Source organism: Micromonospora sp. NBC_00330 (genome assembly GCF_036136635.1).
GTDB classification, from domain to species: Bacteria; Actinomycetota; Actinomycetes; order Mycobacteriales; family Micromonosporaceae; genus Micromonospora; species Micromonospora salmantinae.
Window position 1 is genome coordinate 4,530,428 of sequence record NZ_CP108012.1, and the last position, 16,627, is coordinate 4,547,054.

The 16,627-nt window shown below is 71.1% G+C and carries 14 protein-coding genes; 6 read left to right on the top strand and 8 right to left on the bottom strand.

All coding sequences use genetic code 11. The features are described from left to right. Both OG598_RS20380 and OG598_RS20385 read left to right on the top strand, forming a co-directional pair. On the top strand, nt 1–843 hold the full coding sequence (locus tag OG598_RS20380; protein WP_328650615.1) for an FAD:protein FMN transferase: 843 nt from the start codon (nt 1–3) through the stop codon (nt 841–843). A 308-nt stretch (nt 844–1,151) separates the two neighbouring features. Next, nucleotides 1,152–1,508, top strand: coding sequence for a hypothetical protein (locus OG598_RS20385; protein WP_091393184.1), 357 nt, complete (start codon nt 1,152–1,154; stop codon nt 1,506–1,508). A gap of 75 nt (nt 1,509–1,583) precedes the next feature. Here the strand turns inward: OG598_RS20385 and serA are convergent, their stop codons facing one another. The 5 genes from serA to OG598_RS20410 all read right to left on the bottom strand — a co-directional run bounded on the left by serA (nt 1,584) and on the right by OG598_RS20410 (nt 9,621). Next, nucleotides 1,584–3,182, bottom strand: a complete 1,599-nt coding sequence (gene serA, locus OG598_RS20390) for a phosphoglycerate dehydrogenase (RefSeq protein WP_328650616.1) — start codon at nt 3,180–3,182, stop codon at nt 1,584–1,586. A gap of 391 nt (nt 3,183–3,573) precedes the next feature. Beyond that, complete coding sequence (gene ilvC, locus OG598_RS20395) at nt 3,574–4,587, bottom strand: ketol-acid reductoisomerase (RefSeq protein ID WP_112625850.1); 1,014 nt, start codon at nt 4,585–4,587, stop codon at nt 3,574–3,576. 95 nt (nt 4,588–4,682) lie between these two features. Continuing rightward, on the bottom strand, nt 4,683–5,198 hold the full coding sequence (ilvN, locus tag OG598_RS20400) for an acetolactate synthase small subunit (protein WP_088946549.1): 516 nt from the start codon (nt 5,196–5,198) through the stop codon (nt 4,683–4,685). Further along, on the bottom strand, nt 5,198–7,078 hold the full coding sequence (locus OG598_RS20405) for an acetolactate synthase large subunit (protein ID WP_328650617.1): 1,881 nt from the start codon (nt 7,076–7,078) through the stop codon (nt 5,198–5,200). The genes ilvN and OG598_RS20405 overlap by 1 nt, the downstream gene beginning before the upstream one ends. A 188-nt stretch (nt 7,079–7,266) precedes the next feature. After that, the gene (locus OG598_RS20410; RefSeq protein WP_442931522.1) at nt 7,267–9,621 is read right to left on the bottom strand and encodes a putative bifunctional diguanylate cyclase/phosphodiesterase; all 2,355 of its coding nucleotides are present in this window, start codon (nt 9,619–9,621) and stop codon (nt 7,267–7,269) included. A gap of 129 nt (nt 9,622–9,750) precedes the next feature. On the opposite strand from OG598_RS20410, the gene ilvD reads away from it, so the two are divergent. Next, nucleotides 9,751–11,598, top strand: coding sequence for a dihydroxy-acid dehydratase (gene ilvD, locus OG598_RS20415; protein ID WP_328650619.1), 1,848 nt, complete (start codon nt 9,751–9,753; stop codon nt 11,596–11,598). 198 nt (nt 11,599–11,796) lie between these two features. Then, nucleotides 11,797–12,630, top strand: a complete 834-nt coding sequence (locus OG598_RS20420; RefSeq protein ID WP_328655388.1) for a hypothetical protein — start codon at nt 11,797–11,799, stop codon at nt 12,628–12,630. Between the two features lie 96 nt (nt 12,631–12,726). Here OG598_RS20420 and OG598_RS20425 read toward each other — a convergent pair whose 3' ends face one another. From OG598_RS20425 to OG598_RS20435, 3 genes are read right to left on the bottom strand one after another with little or no spacing between them, the layout of a single operon-like run. Continuing rightward, nucleotides 12,727–14,745, bottom strand: coding sequence for a hypothetical protein (locus OG598_RS20425; protein ID WP_328650620.1), 2,019 nt, complete (start codon nt 14,743–14,745; stop codon nt 12,727–12,729). Beyond that, complete coding sequence (locus tag OG598_RS20430) at nt 14,742–14,993, bottom strand: hypothetical protein (protein WP_327649380.1); 252 nt, start codon at nt 14,991–14,993, stop codon at nt 14,742–14,744. Before OG598_RS20430 ends, OG598_RS20425 begins: the two co-directional genes overlap by 4 nt. Next, nucleotides 14,990–15,283, bottom strand: coding sequence for a DivIVA domain-containing protein (locus OG598_RS20435; RefSeq protein WP_328650621.1), 294 nt, complete (start codon nt 15,281–15,283; stop codon nt 14,990–14,992). Before OG598_RS20435 ends, OG598_RS20430 begins: the two co-directional genes overlap by 4 nt. Before the next feature lie 204 nt (nt 15,284–15,487). Here OG598_RS20435 and OG598_RS20440 point away from each other — a divergent pair, with 204 nt between their 5' ends. Next, the gene (locus OG598_RS20440) at nt 15,488–16,369 is read left to right on the top strand and encodes a helix-turn-helix domain-containing protein (protein WP_328650622.1); all 882 of its coding nucleotides are present in this window, start codon (nt 15,488–15,490) and stop codon (nt 16,367–16,369) included. Further along, complete coding sequence (locus tag OG598_RS20445) at nt 16,362–16,556, top strand: DUF397 domain-containing protein (protein ID WP_328650623.1); 195 nt, start codon at nt 16,362–16,364, stop codon at nt 16,554–16,556. The genes OG598_RS20440 and OG598_RS20445 overlap by 8 nt, the downstream gene beginning before the upstream one ends. Nucleotides 16,557–16,627 lie beyond the last annotated feature (71 nt).

Genomic DNA, 16,627 nt, shown 5'->3' on the forward strand with positions numbered 1-16,627 from the left:
ATGCGCATCGACGAGCAGCCACGGACCCGCTGGCCGGACCCGTCCGCGTTCCGCAACCGCCGGCCGGACCTCCGACTCGGCAGCCGCCGGCACCGGATCGACCCGGCCGCGGCCACTGAGGGCCGGATCGCTGTGCAGCACACCGTACGCACCGCGACCGCCGAGTACACACTGCTGCTCAACGCACCCGAGTGGCTCGGCCGCCGGGGCGTGGGCGAGGCGCTGCGGGACAGTGTCGCCGAGCTGCGCGCCATCGACCTCACCTACGGCCCCAACCGACCGGAGAGCCTGGTCTCCCGGCTGCGTCGCGGCGAGATCAGCCCGGAGTCGTACCCGCCGCTCGCCGATCTGGTGGACCGCTGCGCCGCGATGCGCGCGGCCACCGACGGGTGGTTCGACGCCTGGGCGGTGCCCGGCGGCTTCGACCCGGGCGGCCTGCTCGGCGGTTGGGCTGTGGAACGCGCCGCCGAGCGGCTGCGCGCCGCGGGCATCCACGACTATGCCGTACTCGCCGGCGCCGACCTCGTCGTCCGGGGCCGCGCCCCGCACGGCGGACCCTGGCGGGTCGCTGTGCACCACCCGACCGCGCCCGAGCGCGCGCCGCTGGTGCTGGAGATGACCGCCGGCGCCATCGGCACCTCCGGGGTGACCGGGCGGCAGGGGCACGTGGTGGACCCGCACACCGGCGAGCCGGCGAATCACCTCGTCGCCGCCACAGTGGTGGGCCCCGACCTGGCGATCGCCGACGCCTACGCCACGGCGCTGTACGCCGCCGGCCCCACCGGCCTGGCGTGGTTCCGGGGCAACTCCGACTATCGCGCGCTCTTCGCACACCGTCGCTGAGCCGGTCGGGCACGCGATCGGCCCCCACGGTCTCGGCAACGACCGTGAGGGCCGGTCAGCGACGAGTGCGCGTGGCTCGCACAACCGAGGGGTGCGGACCGGTCGGGCCGGACGTCGACCGCGCCACCCGAAGACGGGCCGGCGCCTCGAACTCGGCCAGTGACCGCAGTGCGTACGCTAGCGAATCGACGCAACTCGACGCAAGAGTCTCCACACCGGACCGTCGTGACCGGAGACCGCGGTAGCCGGTAGTGAGCGGCGGCGAGGCAGTTTCGACATGGTGAACGGCGGATGGCACGCTATCCGCCGTGAGTTTCGATCTGAGCGTGTGGGCCCTGGAGGACGGGGCGACGCCCGAGGACGTGCGGACAGCGGTCAACGGTTGCCGGCAGGGACGGCACGTGGACCGCTACCCCGATCCGCGGGTGGTCAGCTTCTACCGGGCGATCACCGCCTCCTATCCGGACCGTCACCCCGGCCCGAACAGCCCGTGGGCGGTGGCGCCGCTGCACGCGGCCCACGACCACGTCGAGCTGAACCTGCACCCGACCTGCGCGGACCAGGTGCTACTGGACATCGAGCGGCTGGCCGGCGAGCACGGGCTGATGCTCTTCGACCCGCAGGACGGCTCGGTCTACCCGCCGCCGGCGCGGCTGCCCGGCTGACCTGACCGGCGGCACGGACGGGAAATGACGAGGGGCCCGGCGAATCGCCAGGCCCCCCACGGTGTTTGTCGTCTACTACTCGTCGCGCAGGTCCGCGGCGCTGGCCGCCGTGGCGCCGATCGACTCGGCCGCCGAGGTGAGCAGGTCGGCGCCGAGCGCCTGGTCGACGGTGAGCGTCATCAGCGTCTCACCGCCCGCCTCCCGACGAGCCACCTGCATGGCGGCGATGTTGATGCCCGACTCGCCGAGCAGGGTACCGACAGTGCCGACCACACCGGGCCGGTCGGCGTAGCGCAGGAAGAGCAGGATGCCCTCCGCGCCGATCTCCACGTCGAAGCCGTCCACCTCGGTCAGCTTCAGCACGTCCCGAGCGCCGGAGTGGGTGACAGTGCCGGAGACACTGACCGTCCGGCCGTCCGGCAGCGCGCCGCGCACCGTGACCAGGGTCGGCTGCTCGGCCGTCTCGGCCAGCGAGGCCAGGGTGACCTCGACGCCACGCTCGGCGGCCAGGTGCGGGGCGTTGACGTAGGTGACCTGCTCCTCGACCACGGAGCTGAACAGGCCCTTGGTGGCGGCGAGCTTGAGCACCGACACGTCGTGGCTGACGATCTCACCGCGGACCTCGACAGTGACGCTGGCGGCGACCCCACCGGCGACCGCTGTGAACGCCCGACCGAGCTTCTCCGCCAGCGGCAGCAGCGGCCGAACGTCCTCGGCGACCACACCGCCGGCCTGCACGTTCACCGCGTCCGGAACGAACTCGCCCTGCAACGCCAGCTTGACGCTCTTGGCCACGGCGAGACCGGCCTTGTCCTGCGCCTCGTGGGTGGAGGCGCCCAGGTGCGGGGTGGCCACCACGTTGTCGAAGGCGAACAGCGGCGACGAGGTGCACGGCTCCTTGCTGTACACGTCGACACCGGCGCCGGCTACCCGACCCTCGGCGATCGCGTCCGCGAGCGCCTGCTCGTCGACCAGCCCGCCACGGGCGGCGTTGATGATGCGAACGCCGGGCTTGACGAGCGCCAGTTCCTTCTCACCGATCAGGCCCACCGTCTCCGGCGTCTTCGGCAGGTGGATGGAGATGAAGTCGCTCTCCCGCAGCAGCTCCTCCAGGCCGACCAGGCGGACGCCGAGCTGCGCCGCACGGGCCGGCTGGATGTACGGGTCGTACGCGATCAGCCGGGTGCCGAACGCGGCGATGCGGGACGCGAAGAGCACCCCGATACGACCGAGACCGACCACGCCGACCGTCTTGCCCTGCACCTCGACGCCTGTGTACTTCGACCGCTTCCACTCCCCCGCCTTGAGCGCGGAGCTGGCGCTCGCGGTGTTGCGGGCGACGGCCAGCAGCAGCGCGACGGCCTGCTCGGCGGCGGAGACGATGTTGGAGGTGGGCGCGTTGACGACCATGACGCCCCGCGCGGTGGCGGCCGGCACCTCGACGTTGTCCAGTCCGATGCCCGCCCGGGCGACCACCTTCAGTCGCGGCGCGGCGGCAATCGCCTCGGCGTCGATCTGGGTCGCGCTGCGCACGATGACGGCGTTGGCCTCGGAGAGCGCCGAGAGCAGGGCCGGACGGTCGGTGCCGTCGACGTGACGGACGTCGAAGTCGTGGGCGAGCACCTCGATGGCGGCGGGGGCGAGTTCTTCGGCGATCAGTACGACAGGATTCATCGGTCCTCGTAGAGGTCGTGTTTGCGATCGGCCCGGGCGGCGGGGCGCCGCACTGCGCCCTGCGCTGATCCGTGCCGTGGCCGTCAGGTGCCGGCTGCTGCACCTACAGGCGATCGTAGGGGCCTCGCTGGTCGGCGTGTTCCGGTCTTCGGGGTGAGTGCCCTCACACGCCCGGTCGGGCGACGGACATCGGCCGTTCACCGCACCGACACGGTTGCTCCCGCCGCGCCGAGCACCGGCGACGTCGGTCACCCGGCCACTGCAGGAGAGTCGTGGCGCACGAGCACTGCCGCCCGACGTATCGACGGGCGGCAGCATGCCGGGCAGCCCCGGGGCGGCGCTGGGGAGAGCGCCGGCCCAGGGGCTGTCGGTAGATCGTCGTTCGGACGGGTCAGGCGGTCTCGGTGATCGGGCGGTCGACCCAGCTCATCATGCCGCGCAGCTTCTTGCCGGTCTCCTCGATCGGGTGCGCCGCACCCTCGGCCTGCCACTTGGTGAAGTTGGGCCGGCCGGCCTCGTCCTCGGCGACCCACTCGCGGGCGAACTCGCCGGACTGGATCTCACCCAGGATCTTGCGCATCTCGTCCTTGACCCGGGAGTCGATGATGCGCGAGCCACGGGAGAGGTCGCCGTACTCGGCGGTGTCGGAGATGCTGTAGCGCATCTTCGCGATGCCGCCCTCGTACATGAGGTCGACGATCAGCTTCAGCTCGTGCAGGCACTCGAAGTAGGCGACCTCCGGGGCGTAGCCCGCCTCGGTGAGCACCTCGAAACCGGTCTGCACCAGGGCCGAGGCGCCACCGCAGAGCACCGCCTGCTCGCCGAAGAGGTCGGTCTCGGTCTCCTCGGTGAAGGTGGTCTTGATCGCGCCGGCCCGGGTGCCGCCGATCCCCTTGGCGTACGCGAGGGCGAGCGCGAGCGCGTTGCCGCTGGCGTCCTGCTCGACTGCGACGAGACAGGGCACGCCCTTGCCGTCGCTGTACTGGCGGCGGACCAGGTGACCGGGGCCCTTGGGCGCGACCATCGCCACGTCCACCTCGGCCGGCGGCTTGATCAGGCCGTACCGGATGTTGAAGCCGTGGCCGAAGAAGATCGCCTTACCCGGGGCGAGGTGCGGGGCGATCGACTCCGCGTAGATCCCACGCTGGGCGGTGTCCGGTGCGAGCACCATGATCACATCGGCCTCGGCGGCGGCCTGTGCGGGCGTGACCACCCGCAGGCCCTGCTCCTCAGCCTTGGGACGGCTCTTCGAGCCCTCCGGCAGACCGATCACCACGTCGACGCCGGAGTCACGCAGCGACAGCGCGTGGGCGTGGCCCTGGCTGCCGTAACCGATCACCGCGACCTTCTTGGCCTGGATCAGGCCGAGGTCGGCATCGTCGTCGTAGTACACCTCAACGCTCATGAGAACTTCCCTTTCGTACGACGGCCGGGGCGGCCCGTCGTGGTCTGTGCGGATGAATTCGCCGGACGGCCGGCCGAGGGCCGACCGGCGGCGGGTCAGGCGGCCCGCAGCGCGGGGCCGGCGGTGATCGAACGCGAGCCGCGCCCGATGGCCACCAGCCCGGACTGGACCATTTCCTTGATGCCGAAGGCCTCGAGGTCGCGCAGCAGCGCGTCGAGCTTGTCCGGGGTGCCGGTGGCCTCGATGGTCAGCGTGTCCGGTGCGACGTCGACCACCCGGGCGCGGAACAGGTTGACGGTCTCCAGCACCTGCGACCGGGCGGACCGGTCGGCGCGAACCTTCACCAGCAGCAACTCCCGGGCGACCGACACCTGGGGATCCAGCTCAACGATCTTGAGCACGTTGACCAGCTTGTTCAGCTGCTTGGTGACCTGCTCCAGCGGGGACGACTCCGCGTTGACCACGATGGTGATCCGGGAGACGTCCGGGTTCTCGGTCTCGCCGACGGCGAGGCTGTCGATGTTGAACCCGCGCCGGGAGAACAGGCCGGACACCCGGGCGAGCACGCCCGGCTTGTTCTCCACGAGCACGGACAAAGTGTGCATCGTCATTAAATGTCATCCTCGTCGAAGGCCGGGCGGACGCCACGGGCGAACATGATCTCGTCGTTGCTGGTGCCGGCGGCGACCATCGGCCAGACCATCGCGTCCTTGCCGACCACGAAGTCGATCACCACGGGCGCGTCGTTGATCTCCATGGCGGCGGCGATGGTCTTGTCCACGTCATCGGCGCTCTCGCACCGCAGCCCGACGCAGCCCAGGGCCTCGGCGAGCTTGACGAAGTCGGGGATGCGGTGCTTGTGGGTGCCGAGCTCGGTGTTGGAGTAGCGCTCGTTGTAGAAGAGCGTCTGCCACTGCCGGACCATGCCGAGATTGCCGTTGTTGATGACGGCGATCTTGACCGGGATACCCTCCAACGCGCAGGTGGCCAACTCCTGGTTGGTCATCTGGAAGCAGCCGTCCCCGTCCACAGCCCAGACCACGGTGTCCGGCTTGCCGACCTTGGCGCCCATCGCCGCCGGCACCGCGTAGCCCATCGTGCCGAGGCCGCCGGAATTCAACCAGGTGTACGGCTTCTCGTAGGAGATGAACTGCGACGCCCACATCTGGTGCTGGCCCACCCCGGCCACGAAGATCGCGTCCGGGCCGACGATCTCGCCCAGCCGCTTGATCACGTACTGCGGGGACAGCGTCCCGTCGACCGGCTCGTCGTAGCCCAGCGGGTAACGGTTGCGCAGGTCGTCGAGCTGGGTCCACCAGTCACCGAGGTCGGCGGTGCGCCCCGCCGACCGCTCGGCGGTGACCGCGGCGATCAGCTCGTCGATGACGTGCTTGGCGTCGCCGACGATCGGGACGTCCACGTGCCGGTTCTTGCCGATCTCGGCGGGGTCGATGTCCGCGTGCACCACTGCCGCGTCCGGGGCGAACGAGTCCAGTTTGCCGGTGACCCGGTCGTCGAAGCGTGCGCCGAGCGCGACGATCAGATCCGCCTTCTGCAGGCCGTAGACCGCGGCGACGGTGCCGTGCATGCCGGGCATCCCCAAATGCTGCTGGTGCGAGTCGGGGAACGCGCCGAGCGCCATCAGCGTGGTGACGACCGGGATGCCGGTCAGCTCGGCCAGCCTGCGCAGCCCGTCGGTGGCACCGGCCTTGAGCACCCCGCCGCCGACGTAGAGCACCGGCCGTCGGGCTGCGGCCATCAGCCGCGCCGCCTCCCGGATCTGCTTGCCGTGCGGGTGCAGGGTGGGCCGGTAGCCGGGCAGGTCCAGGGTGGGCGGCCAGGAGAAGGTGGTCGGGGCCTGGAGCACGTCCTTGGGGATGTCGACCAGCACCGGGCCGGGCCGCCCGCTGCTGGCCAGGTGGAACGCCTCGGCCAGCACCCGGGGGATCTCCTCGGCGTTCTGCACGAGGAAGTTGTGCTTGGTGATCGGCAGGGTGATGCCCTGGATGTCCGCTTCCTGGAAGCCGTCGGTGCCGATCAACGGGCTGGCCACCTGCCCGGTGATCGCCACCATCGCCACCGAGTCCATGTACGCGTCCGCGATCGGGGTGACCAGGTTCGTCGCGCCCGGGCCGGAGGTGGCGATGCAGACGCCGACCTTGCCGGTGGCCTGCGCGTAGCCGGTCGCCGCGTGCCCCGCGCCCTGCTCGTGCCGCACCAGGATGTGCCGGACCGTCGAGTCGTAGAGCGGGTCGTACGCCGGCAGGATCGCGCCGCCCGGAATGCCGAAGACGACGTCGACCTCGAGCGCCTCGAGGGACCGCACGAGCGAGGCGGCCCCGGAGATCGGGGTCGCGGCGGCGGGCCGTACCGCCGGGGCGGCCGGGGTGGCCGTGCGCGTGGCGGCCTGGTCGACGTCGACGGTCGGGTCGGCGGCCGCGCGGGCCCGGCGGGCGGTGTGGGCGAGGGTCTCGGGCGTGGGTCTCGTCATGGCGGTTCTGGCCTTCGGCTGGAGTGGCTGGTGGCTAGTCAAGCGATGCGACGCGGGCGGGGCCCGCCTCGCCAGGTTCCGATGGCAATAAAAACGGCCCTCGTGCAGATGCACGGGGCCAGCGCACTCTCGATGGGGGAGAGTGCGCTCAGGTAAGTACTCGCAGCGACCGGTACGACGACATGCGGCTAAGCCTGACGCATCTCACGCGATGAGTCAACTGATCCCACATGTTGGTTAACGGAGGTCGGCGCGTCGGCCGGTGACGCGCCATCGGCAGGCGGGGTGAGCTGCCCGGACCCGCCCGTAGCGCGGCGTGGCGCGGGCACCGGAGCGGGACGTGCACCCGGGGACGTGGCTGCCTCCAGCATCGCCTCCAGGTGCTCGGCCGGCACCCCCCAGCCGAAGAGCGCGCCCTGGCCGAAGCGGCAACCGGCGGCCACCACCGCTGCCAACTCGGTCGGTGTGGTCACCCCCTCGGCGATCACCTCCAGGCCCAACTGGTGGCCCAGGCGCATGACGATGTCGACCATCGGGGCGAACGCCGGGCCGTCCTGGCCGACCGGGCGGACCGGCTCGTGCTCGGCGACCAGGCTGTGGTCGATCTTGAGGATGTCGATCGGCAACCGGCGCAGCTGCCCCAGCGACGAGTACCCGGCCCCGAAGTCGTCCAGCGCGATCCGGACACCGGTCAACCGCAGCGCGGTGAGCCGCCGGATCAGCTCGTCCAGGTCGGTGGCGACCGCGTGCTCGGTGACCTCCAGCACCAGCCTCTGCGGCGGCACGTGGTGGGCGCGCAGCGCCTCGGCGACCTGGACCACGTACTCCGGGGCGTGCAGCTCGCGCGGGGAGACGTTCACCGACACCCAGACGTCGTGCCCGTCCGCCAGCCACCGGGAGAGCTGGTAGCAGGCCTGATGCAGCACCCAGGCACCGAGCGGAGCGATCATGCCGCACTCCTCGGCGAGCGGGATGAACTCGTCCGGACGCACGTTGCCCAGCTCAGGATGGTGCCAGCGGAGCAGCGCCTCGGCGCCGACCGGCCGCACCGACGGCAGCGACGCCACCGGCTGGAACGCCAACCGCAGCTCGTCGCGGTCGATGGCCCCGCGCAGCTCGTGCTCCACAGTCGTACGGCGGCGCAGCAGTTTGTCGTACGCGGCGTCGTACCGCTCGATCCGGTTCTTGCCACGCTGCTTGGCGTAGCGCAACGCCAGGTCGGCGTGGCGCAGCAGCAGCTCCACGTCCGGCTCGTCGGCCCAGTCGGCCACCCCGATGCTCACCGACAGGAAGACCGGCCCCTCCGGCTGGTCGTAGGGGCGGTTGAGCACCCCGAGGAGTCGTTCGGCGACCCGGTCCGCCTCGACCGGCCGGCCCTGCATGAGTACGGCGAACTCGTCGCCACCCAGCCGGGCGGCCACGTCGCCGGGGCGCAGGTTGCCGCGCAGCCGCCGGCCCACCTCGGCCAGCACGGCGTCGCCCACGTCGTGGCCCCGCATGTCGTTGACGTTCTTGAAGCCGTCCAGGTCCAGGCCGAGCAGCACACACGGGTTGTGGTCGGCGGCGTTGCGGTGCAGCGCCCGGAGCAGCCCACGCCGGTTGGCCAACGACGTCAGCGGATCGGTGTGCGCCAGCTCACGGAAGTGCGCCTCCCGCTCGGCCAGGCGGCTCGCGTACCCCCGGACGTCGCGAAGGGTGAGGTACTGCCGTGCCACCAGGGCGAAGCCCTCCACGCTGCCGGCCACGATGCCCGCCGCGGTGAACCGGCCGTCCTGGGCGAGGTGGTACATCGCCGAGGCGGCCATCGCCAGCATCGGGGCGATCGCGTACTCGCCGTCGCTGCCGACCAGGTCCAGGTCGATCTGCCCCGGCCGGTCGGCCCGGTACACGGCGAGCGCGACGATCAGCAGACCGGCGGCGAGCACCGCCGCTCCGGTCAGCGCCATTGTCGGCCCGGCCTGGCAGAGCCCGGCGCTGAGACCCAGCCCGCCGCAGGTCACCGCGCTGATGCCGGCGCCCAGCGCGGCAAGCCGTCGACGTGGCGTGGCGGCCCGGAAGACGACGATCACGACGAGCCCGGCACCGAGCGCGGCGCTCACGGTGGCCAGCAGGATCGCCGGGCAGGCCATCGGGGTGGCGGCACCGAGCAACCGGGTGGGCTCGGAGAAGAGCACCCAACCGACGAACCACAGCGCCGCCGCCATGACCAACCCGTCCAGGGCGAGCCGGGCCGTTCCGGCAGCGGTGGCGGCAACCCCGGGCAGCCGGAGCAGACCAGCGGCGAAGGCCAGCCCGCTCACCGCCGTGCCGATCGCCACGACTGTCGCCCAACCGGTGCGCTGCCCCTGCTCGTGGGCCCAGTGGTCGTTCGCGCTGAGCGCGGCGACCACCCCGGCCAGGAGGCTGAGCACTGCAACACCGGCGGCCGCCGCGAGCAGCACGTGTGCCGGTCGACGCGGCACCGTTCGCCGCCGGGCGACGACGGTCAGCAGCACGGTGGCCACCGCGGCGACGAGCCCGCTGAGCGCCGCGACAGCGACCATGCCCGGTGGAAAATGCACGCCTCCAAGAGTGCCGGATGGGCGCACGTCATGGGGGGCTGAGTGTGCATCTGTTGGGACACGGCAGATACCGGGGTGGGCCCGCGTGCCGACGGTGTCATGCTGGTATGCATGCCTGAGCTGCGGTCGAGGACCTCCACACACGGTCGGACGATGGCCGGCGCCCGGGCCCTCTGGCGGGCCACCGGGATGACCGACGACGATTTCGGCAAGCCGATCGTCGCCATCGCCAACAGTTTCACCCAGTTCGTGCCTGGTCACGTACACCTCAAGGACATGGGTGGCCTGGTCGCCGACGCGATCGCCGAGGCCGGTGGGGTGGGCCGGGAGTTCAACACCATCGCTGTCGACGACGGCATCGCGATGGGCCACGGCGGCATGCTCTACTCGCTGCCCAGCCGCGAGCTGATCGCCGACGCGGTCGAATACATGGTCAACGCGCACTGCGCGGACGCCCTGGTCTGCATCTCCAACTGCGACAAGATCACCCCCGGGATGCTGCTGGCCGCGTTGCGGCTCAACATCCCGACCGTCTTCGTCTCCGGCGGCCCGATGGAGGCCGGCAAGACGATGGCGATCGAGGGCGTCGTGCACAGCAAGATCGACCTGATCGACGCGATGATCGCCTCCTCGAACGAGGCGGTCACCGACGAGCAGCTCGGCGAGATCGAACGCTCCGCCTGCCCGACCTGCGGCTCCTGCTCCGGCATGTTCACCGCCAACTCGATGAACTGCCTCACCGAGGCGATCGGGCTCGCGCTGCCCGGCAACGGTTCGACGCTGGCCACCCACGCCGCCCGCCGGTCGCTCTTCGTCGAGGCCGGCCGGACCGTCGTGGAGATCTCCAAGCGGTGGTACGACGGCGACGACGACTCGGTGCTGCCGCGTACTGTCGCCTCCAAGGCCGCCTTCGAGAACGCCGTCGCCCTGGACGTGGCGATGGGCGGCTCCACGAACACGGTGCTGCACCTGCTGGCCGCCGCCCGCGAGGCGGAGATGGACTTCGGCGTCACCGACATCGACGCGATCTCCCGGCGCGTGCCGTGCCTGGCCAAGGTCGCGCCGAACTCGCCGAACTACCACATGGAGGACGTGCACCGGGCCGGCGGCATCCCGGCGATCCTCGGCGAACTGGACCGGGCCGGGCAGCTCAACCGGGACGTGTGGGCCGTGCACTCCCCTTCGCTCGCGCAGTGGCTGACCGACTGGGACGTGCGCGGTGGCTCCCCCACCCCGACGGCTGTCGAGCTGTTCCACGCCGCTCCTGGCGGTGTGCGTACCGTCGAACCGTTCTCCACCACCAACCGGTGGTCGTCGCTGGACACCGACGCGGCCGGCGGCTGCATCCGGGACCGCGAGCACGCCTACTCCGCCGACGGCGGGCTGGCCATCCTGCACGGCAACCTGGCACCCGAGGGCAGCGTGGTGAAGACCGCCGGCGTGCCCGACGACTGCCTGACCTTCCGTGGCCCGGCGAAGGTCTACGAGTCGCAGGACGACGCGGTGACAGCGATCCTCGCCAAGCAGGTGGTCGCCGGGGACGTCGTGGTGATCCGGTACGAGGGGCCCAAGGGCGGCCCCGGCATGCAGGAGATGCTCTACCCCACCTCGTTCCTCAAGGGACGCGGGCTGGGCCGCTCCTGTGCGCTGCTCACCGACGGCCGTTTCTCCGGCGGCACCTCCGGTCTCTCCATCGGGCACGTCTCCCCCGAGGCGGCCTCCGGCGGGCTGATCGCCCTGGTCCGCGACGGCGACGAGGTCGTCATCGACATCCCGGGCCGGTCGATCGAGCTGAACGTGCCCGCCGAGGAACTGGAGGCTCGCCGGGTGGCCGAGGAGAAGCGCGACAAGCCGTACACCCCGACCGATCGGCAGCGGCCGGTGTCGGCGGCGCTGCGCGCGTACGCCTCGATGGCCACCTCGGCCAGCGACGGCGCCTACCGCCGCGTCCCGGAGTAACCACCCCGTCGAGCCCGCACCGCCGCGACATCCGTGATGTCGGGGTATCCCGTCGGCCCGGATACCCCGACATCAACGATCGCGTCTCGATCAGGGGCGGATCGGCGAAAACGCGGTGCCCCCGAATCGATCACCTGGGCTACCGTGTCGTCGGTCTACTGGGGATCGCCCCAGATTCTTACGGGGGAAGGCGTGTACGTGTCATTTTGGAAAAGGCCCGCTCTGGTGGCGGTTTCGGCGCTCACCGCGATCGCTGTCTCCGCCTGCGGCGTGACGTCCGGCGTGTCCGAGGCGCCGAAGCAGCCCAGTGTCCTGGAGCTGCTGGCAAGTGACCTCAAGGGGTCGCTGCTGAAGGCGGCCGAGGCCACCGACAAGACCGACTCGGTGACCGTGACGATGACGGGCACGATGGCCGGCGAGAAGATCTCGGTGCAGGGTCTCCTGGACCTGGGTGACCCGCTCAAGGCCGAGATGAAGATGACCAACAGCAAGACCACCACGACCGTCCGGATGATCGGTGCCGTGATCTTCACCGAGATTCCAGCGGAAAACCGCGCGAGTACGGGCGGGAAGCGCTGGATGAAGATGGACCTGACCGGCCTGAGCGAGATGGCAGGCACGGGCTTCAGCGAGCAGTTCGAGAACGCCGACCCGGTCAAGCAGGTCAAGACGCTGCTCGCCCTTGAGGGCACGACGGTAGTCGGCCAGGAGACGGTGAATGGAGTACCGACGGTCCACTACACCGTCACCACTCCGGTGGCGACCTATCTCAAGCAGATCGACGCCATGCGCCGGGACGCCACCGAGCAGGCGCTGGCCACGCAGGGCGTCAAGGAGCTGAAGATCGACCTGTGGGTCGACGAGCAGTACCGTCCGCGTCGGGCCGGCCTGTACATGGGCAAGATGGGCGACATGGTGATCGATTACACCGACTACGACAAGGCGGTGACCATCGAGACGCCGCCGCCGGCGGAGACCGCCGACTTCGCCGAGATGCTCAAGGGTCTGCAGGGCCTGACCGCCAGCAACTGATCAGGACAGCAAGGCTGCCCGGCCGGCGCGGCGACGTGCCCGCCGGGCAGTGCCGTGTCCGTCCGCTCGTCGCGCCCGGTTGACAGCCAACTCCGGTCAGCCGAGGTCGCGCAGGTCGAGGGCCTCGGCGAGGAGGCTTACGCCGTCGTCGTCGTGTCGGTGGACGGTGCAGCCGGCGCGGGTGAAGCGAACGGTGACCACCTGCCCGGCGTGCTGGGCCGCCAGGCGTAGCAGTTCCGGCTCGGGATCGGCGACGGCACGCGGCCCGGAGCAGGGCACCGGAATGGGCACCGTCGGGTCGGTTGGGGCGGCCCCGGCGACGGTGTCGGTCAGGCACTCGACGCACCACGCGAGCGCGGCGGCCAGACTCGGCCGGTAGGGGAAGTCGTCGGGGCGGACGGGTGCATCAAGCGGCTTCACCTCGACCGACCAGCGCAACCCGTCGGCCAGCAGTGGGTCTGCGGCGTTGTGCCGCAGGTCGCACACGGCCACCACGAGGGCCAGGTCAAGGCCGAGGGCGAGCCGCAGCAACTCGGCCAGCGGCGGCGCGTCGGGAGACGTCGCCACCACGATCAGACGGCCGGCCGGCGTACCCCGGCCTGTGCTGCGGACGTGCTCCCCGACCGGGTCGGCCCCGGCCCAGGGCAGGGTGACGTAAGCGTCGCGGAGGTCTTTGCTGATCTGCTGCCCGCCGTCGGCGTCGGCCAGGTCGTCGGGCCGCGCGCCGAGCACGGCTGCCCAGGAGCCGAGCCGGTAACGGGTCGGAAGCTGGACGACGGGCTTGCCGCCCGGTTGGGTGGCGACGAGCGGAGCGACTTCGGGCGTACCGGCCTGCCAGGCCAGGTGCACCACCCGGTGCCGCAGGTCGGTGAGTGTGACCAGCACGGTCTGGTGCAGGCGCTGGGTGTCGCCGCAGGTGAAGCAGTGCAGCGCGGAGGGGCGCAGGCCGGCGCCGCAGCAGTGCGGGCAGTCGGGGTCGGCCGCGCGGCCGCCGAGCCGGCAGTCGCAGGCGCGTAGCCGGCTGTGTGGTCGGCAGTCCGGGCAGGGCCGCGAGTCGACGGGTTCACCCAGCCAGGGCGGGTCGGGTGGTTCGTAGCCACGGCTCACCGGCACTCGCACACGGCGGACGACCTGGCCGGTGGGCTGCTCCGCGAGGGTCTCCACCGGCTCGCCAGCGCGCAGAGTCGTGTGCCACCAGCGGCCGTTGCGCCACAGGGCCTGCGCGCCGGGCAACTCGTCGCCGTGGGCCGCGTCGACGCAGTCAGCGAGCACGCGGCGTTCGAGTTGGTCGACGTCCACGGCCGGAGCGGCGGGTGGGCGCGGCGAGTCGGGGCGCAGCAGCCGGGCGGGAGCGGCTAGGCCACGCTCGGCAAGGCCGTTGAGCGCCTTGGCCACGTCGGTGCAGGCCAACACCTCCGGCAGGTCCCGGCACCAGCCGGGCGACCCGAGCGGCACCGGGGAGCCGGGCACCTCGTACCGGATGGCCCAGCAAAACCCCGCATCCTGCCGACGGGCCTCGACGATCAGGTCGAGCAGCAGCAGGTCGGCCAGCGCGCACAGTCGGGCCAGCCGTGCGGCCGGGTCGACGGTCGCCGGTGCGGTGGATCGGCCCAGCACCAGCCGCCAGGGGGCGTGATCGGCCCGCAGGATGGCGTGGGCCTCCAGCTCGTGCCGCAGCGCTGCGGGCAGGTCGGGGCGCCACTGCCGGTCCAGCCACAGCGAAGGCGCGTCGGCCTCGTCCAGGACCGCGCCGACGGTGGCGGCGAGTTCGCGTACCCGGGAAGCAAGGTCGACCACCCAGTGGCCCGCCGGGTCCCGGTGGGGGTCGAGGCCGCCGGGCACGACCTGGTGGGACGCGACAGCGCCGGTGTCCAGGTTGGCGACGGTGACCACGAGCTGCGCCCGCCGCCGGCCGCGCCGCCCGCAGCGATAACAGGGGTACGCGACGCTGCCCGCGCCGCGACACTGCTCGCAGCTCCGGTACGCCTCCCGGCGCGGCCCGAGCACGTCGGCGTCGGCGAGGAACCGGTCGCCGTAGGTGGTGCACCGGCACGGCTCCAGCGTGAAGGTCATCCCGTCGCAGTCCGGGCAGACGACGACGGGCGCGGCGGTCACCGACACCGCCGGGCCGCGCAGTCACCGTCGTGTTCCACCCGCCGCACGCACCGCCGACCGCCGTCGAGCGGCAGGTCGCAGAACACCCGATGGCGTACGCCCTGCGCGTCCTCGGCGGACACGGTGGTCTCACCGGCGTCCACTTCGGTGAGGAAGGTCAGGGAGCGGGCCAGGGTACCGGCGAACTGTTGGGCGGCCGGCAGGTCGGCGGCAGTGAACGGCAGGTGCGCCACCCAGCGGGCGCTCATCGGCGGGCCGCCAGGTCCTCGCGGGCCCGCCGTGACTGCCAGCACTTCAGCGCGTCCTTGATCCGCTCGGTCTCCCGCCGGCTGCTGCCCAGCGCCGCGTACACCTCGGCGAGATCGTGGGCGACCCGGTCGAGGAACTCGGCGACCTCCACGGCGTCCACACCACGCCGGCCACGGCGGGTGAACCGGTGCCCGCGGACCTGCCAGGGCTTCAGAGGTACGTAGTTGGCCGCTCGATAGGACGCCGGCCGGGGTGGCTCGGCCCGGAGATGACGGAGAAACGCGCGCACGAAGCAGCACCACCCTTCCTCATATTTGATCGATCACCGGCGCGGTAATTGCGCGTCCATCGCTGATGTCGGACCAATCTTGTAAGGTCGGAAGCACCATCGCAATGAATGTCGACTCACACTGTTCCGCTATTTGTGCGCAACATTCCCGTGTTGCAGAACGGCTGTCGGGATGTTGCAAAACTCAACAGAAAGGAGAGCCGGGTGGCCGATGACATGGGCTCGACGGTGCCCCGACGCCAGCTCGGCAGGGCGCTGCGTGACCTGCGCACCGAGGCGGGAGCGACCCTCGACGCGGTCGCCGAAGCGCTGGAGTGCAGCCGCCAGAAGGTGTGGCGGATCGAGAGCGGGCTCGGCTCGGTACGCGGCGTCGACGTCCGAGCGATGTGCGAGCTTTACGGAGCGACGGGCGAGCTGACCCGGGCGCTGACCTCCCTGGCCGGCGAGACGAAAGCGAAGGGCTGGTGGCACGCGTACGGCGACGCCGTCCCGGAATGGTTCGAGCTGTACGTGGGCCTCGAATCCGCCGCAAGCCGGATCCGCCGCTACGACGAATCGTTAATTCCCGGCTTGTTACAGACCCGAGGCTATGCGCTCGCCGTCTACCAACACCGATCGGAGGTTGACGACGACGAACGCGAACGACTGGTTCAGGTGCGGCTTCAGCGACAGTCACTGCTGGCACGTCGCCTACCGGCAGCACCCAAGCTTGACGTCGTGATCTCCGAGGGCGCACTGCTCCGTATCGTGGGCGACCGGAGCACGATGGCTGAGCAACTACATCACCTGCTTCAAGTCGGCGCGCGGGAATCCGTGACCATCCGAGTTTTGCCGCTGGCGGTCGGCCTTCATCGCGGAGTCGAGGCCGGCACCTTCGTCATGCTGGAGTTTCCGCTGGGCAACCGGGCAACACCAGAACCCCCGATCATCTACAGCGAGTCGTGGACCGGAGCGCTCTACCTCGACCGTCCGGAAGAGTTCGCTGCCTACGAGACGGTCTGGGCCAGCCTGGATCAGCTTGCCCTCGATGAAGGACAATCGAGGCACCTGATCAACAAAATCATCGGGGAGGTACACCATGGCTGATCTGACCGACGCCCGATGGCGTAAGAGCACCCGTAGCGGCAGCAACGGTGGCGACTGTGTCGAGGTTGCCGACAATTTGCCCGGCATCGTCGCCGTGCGCGACAGCAAAGACCCGCACGGCCCGGCCATCACCTTTTCCCCTACCGCCTGGGCAAGCTTCGTGCGCTCGACCCGCATCTCCCGCTGAGGGGTCGGTGGGTGTTTCGGGGGCCTCCTGGGACACCCACCCGGTGCGGAGCCGCGCTCGCTGGCGGCGAG

What these genes read in the sequence shown, in the direction of transcription:
- ilvN (WP_088946549.1), bottom strand. Translation starts at nt 5,198, where the DNA reads ATGACGATGCACACTTTGTCCGTGCTCGTGGAGAACAAGCCGGGCGTG.
- serA (WP_328650616.1), bottom strand. Translation starts at nt 3,182, where the DNA reads ATGAATCCTGTCGTACTGATCGCCGAAGAACTCGCCCCCGCCGCCATC.
- ilvD (WP_328650619.1), top strand. Translation starts at nt 9,751, where the DNA reads ATGCCTGAGCTGCGGTCGAGGACCTCCACACACGGTCGGACGATGGCC.
- OG598_RS20445 (WP_328650623.1), top strand. Translation starts at nt 16,362, where the DNA reads ATGGCTGATCTGACCGACGCCCGATGGCGTAAGAGCACCCGTAGCGGC.
- OG598_RS20430 (WP_327649380.1), bottom strand. Translation starts at nt 14,993, where the DNA reads ATGAGCGCCCGCTGGGTGGCGCACCTGCCGTTCACTGCCGCCGACCTG.
- OG598_RS20380 (WP_328650615.1), top strand. Translation starts at nt 1, where the DNA reads ATGCGCATCGACGAGCAGCCACGGACCCGCTGGCCGGACCCGTCCGCG.
- OG598_RS20405 (WP_328650617.1), bottom strand. Translation starts at nt 7,078, where the DNA reads ATGACGAGACCCACGCCCGAGACCCTCGCCCACACCGCCCGCCGGGCC.
- ilvC (WP_112625850.1), bottom strand. Translation starts at nt 4,587, where the DNA reads ATGAGCGTTGAGGTGTACTACGACGACGATGCCGACCTCGGCCTGATC.
- OG598_RS20410 (WP_442931522.1), bottom strand. Translation starts at nt 9,621, where the DNA reads ATGGTCGCTGTCGCGGCGCTCAGCGGGCTCGTCGCCGCGGTGGCCACC.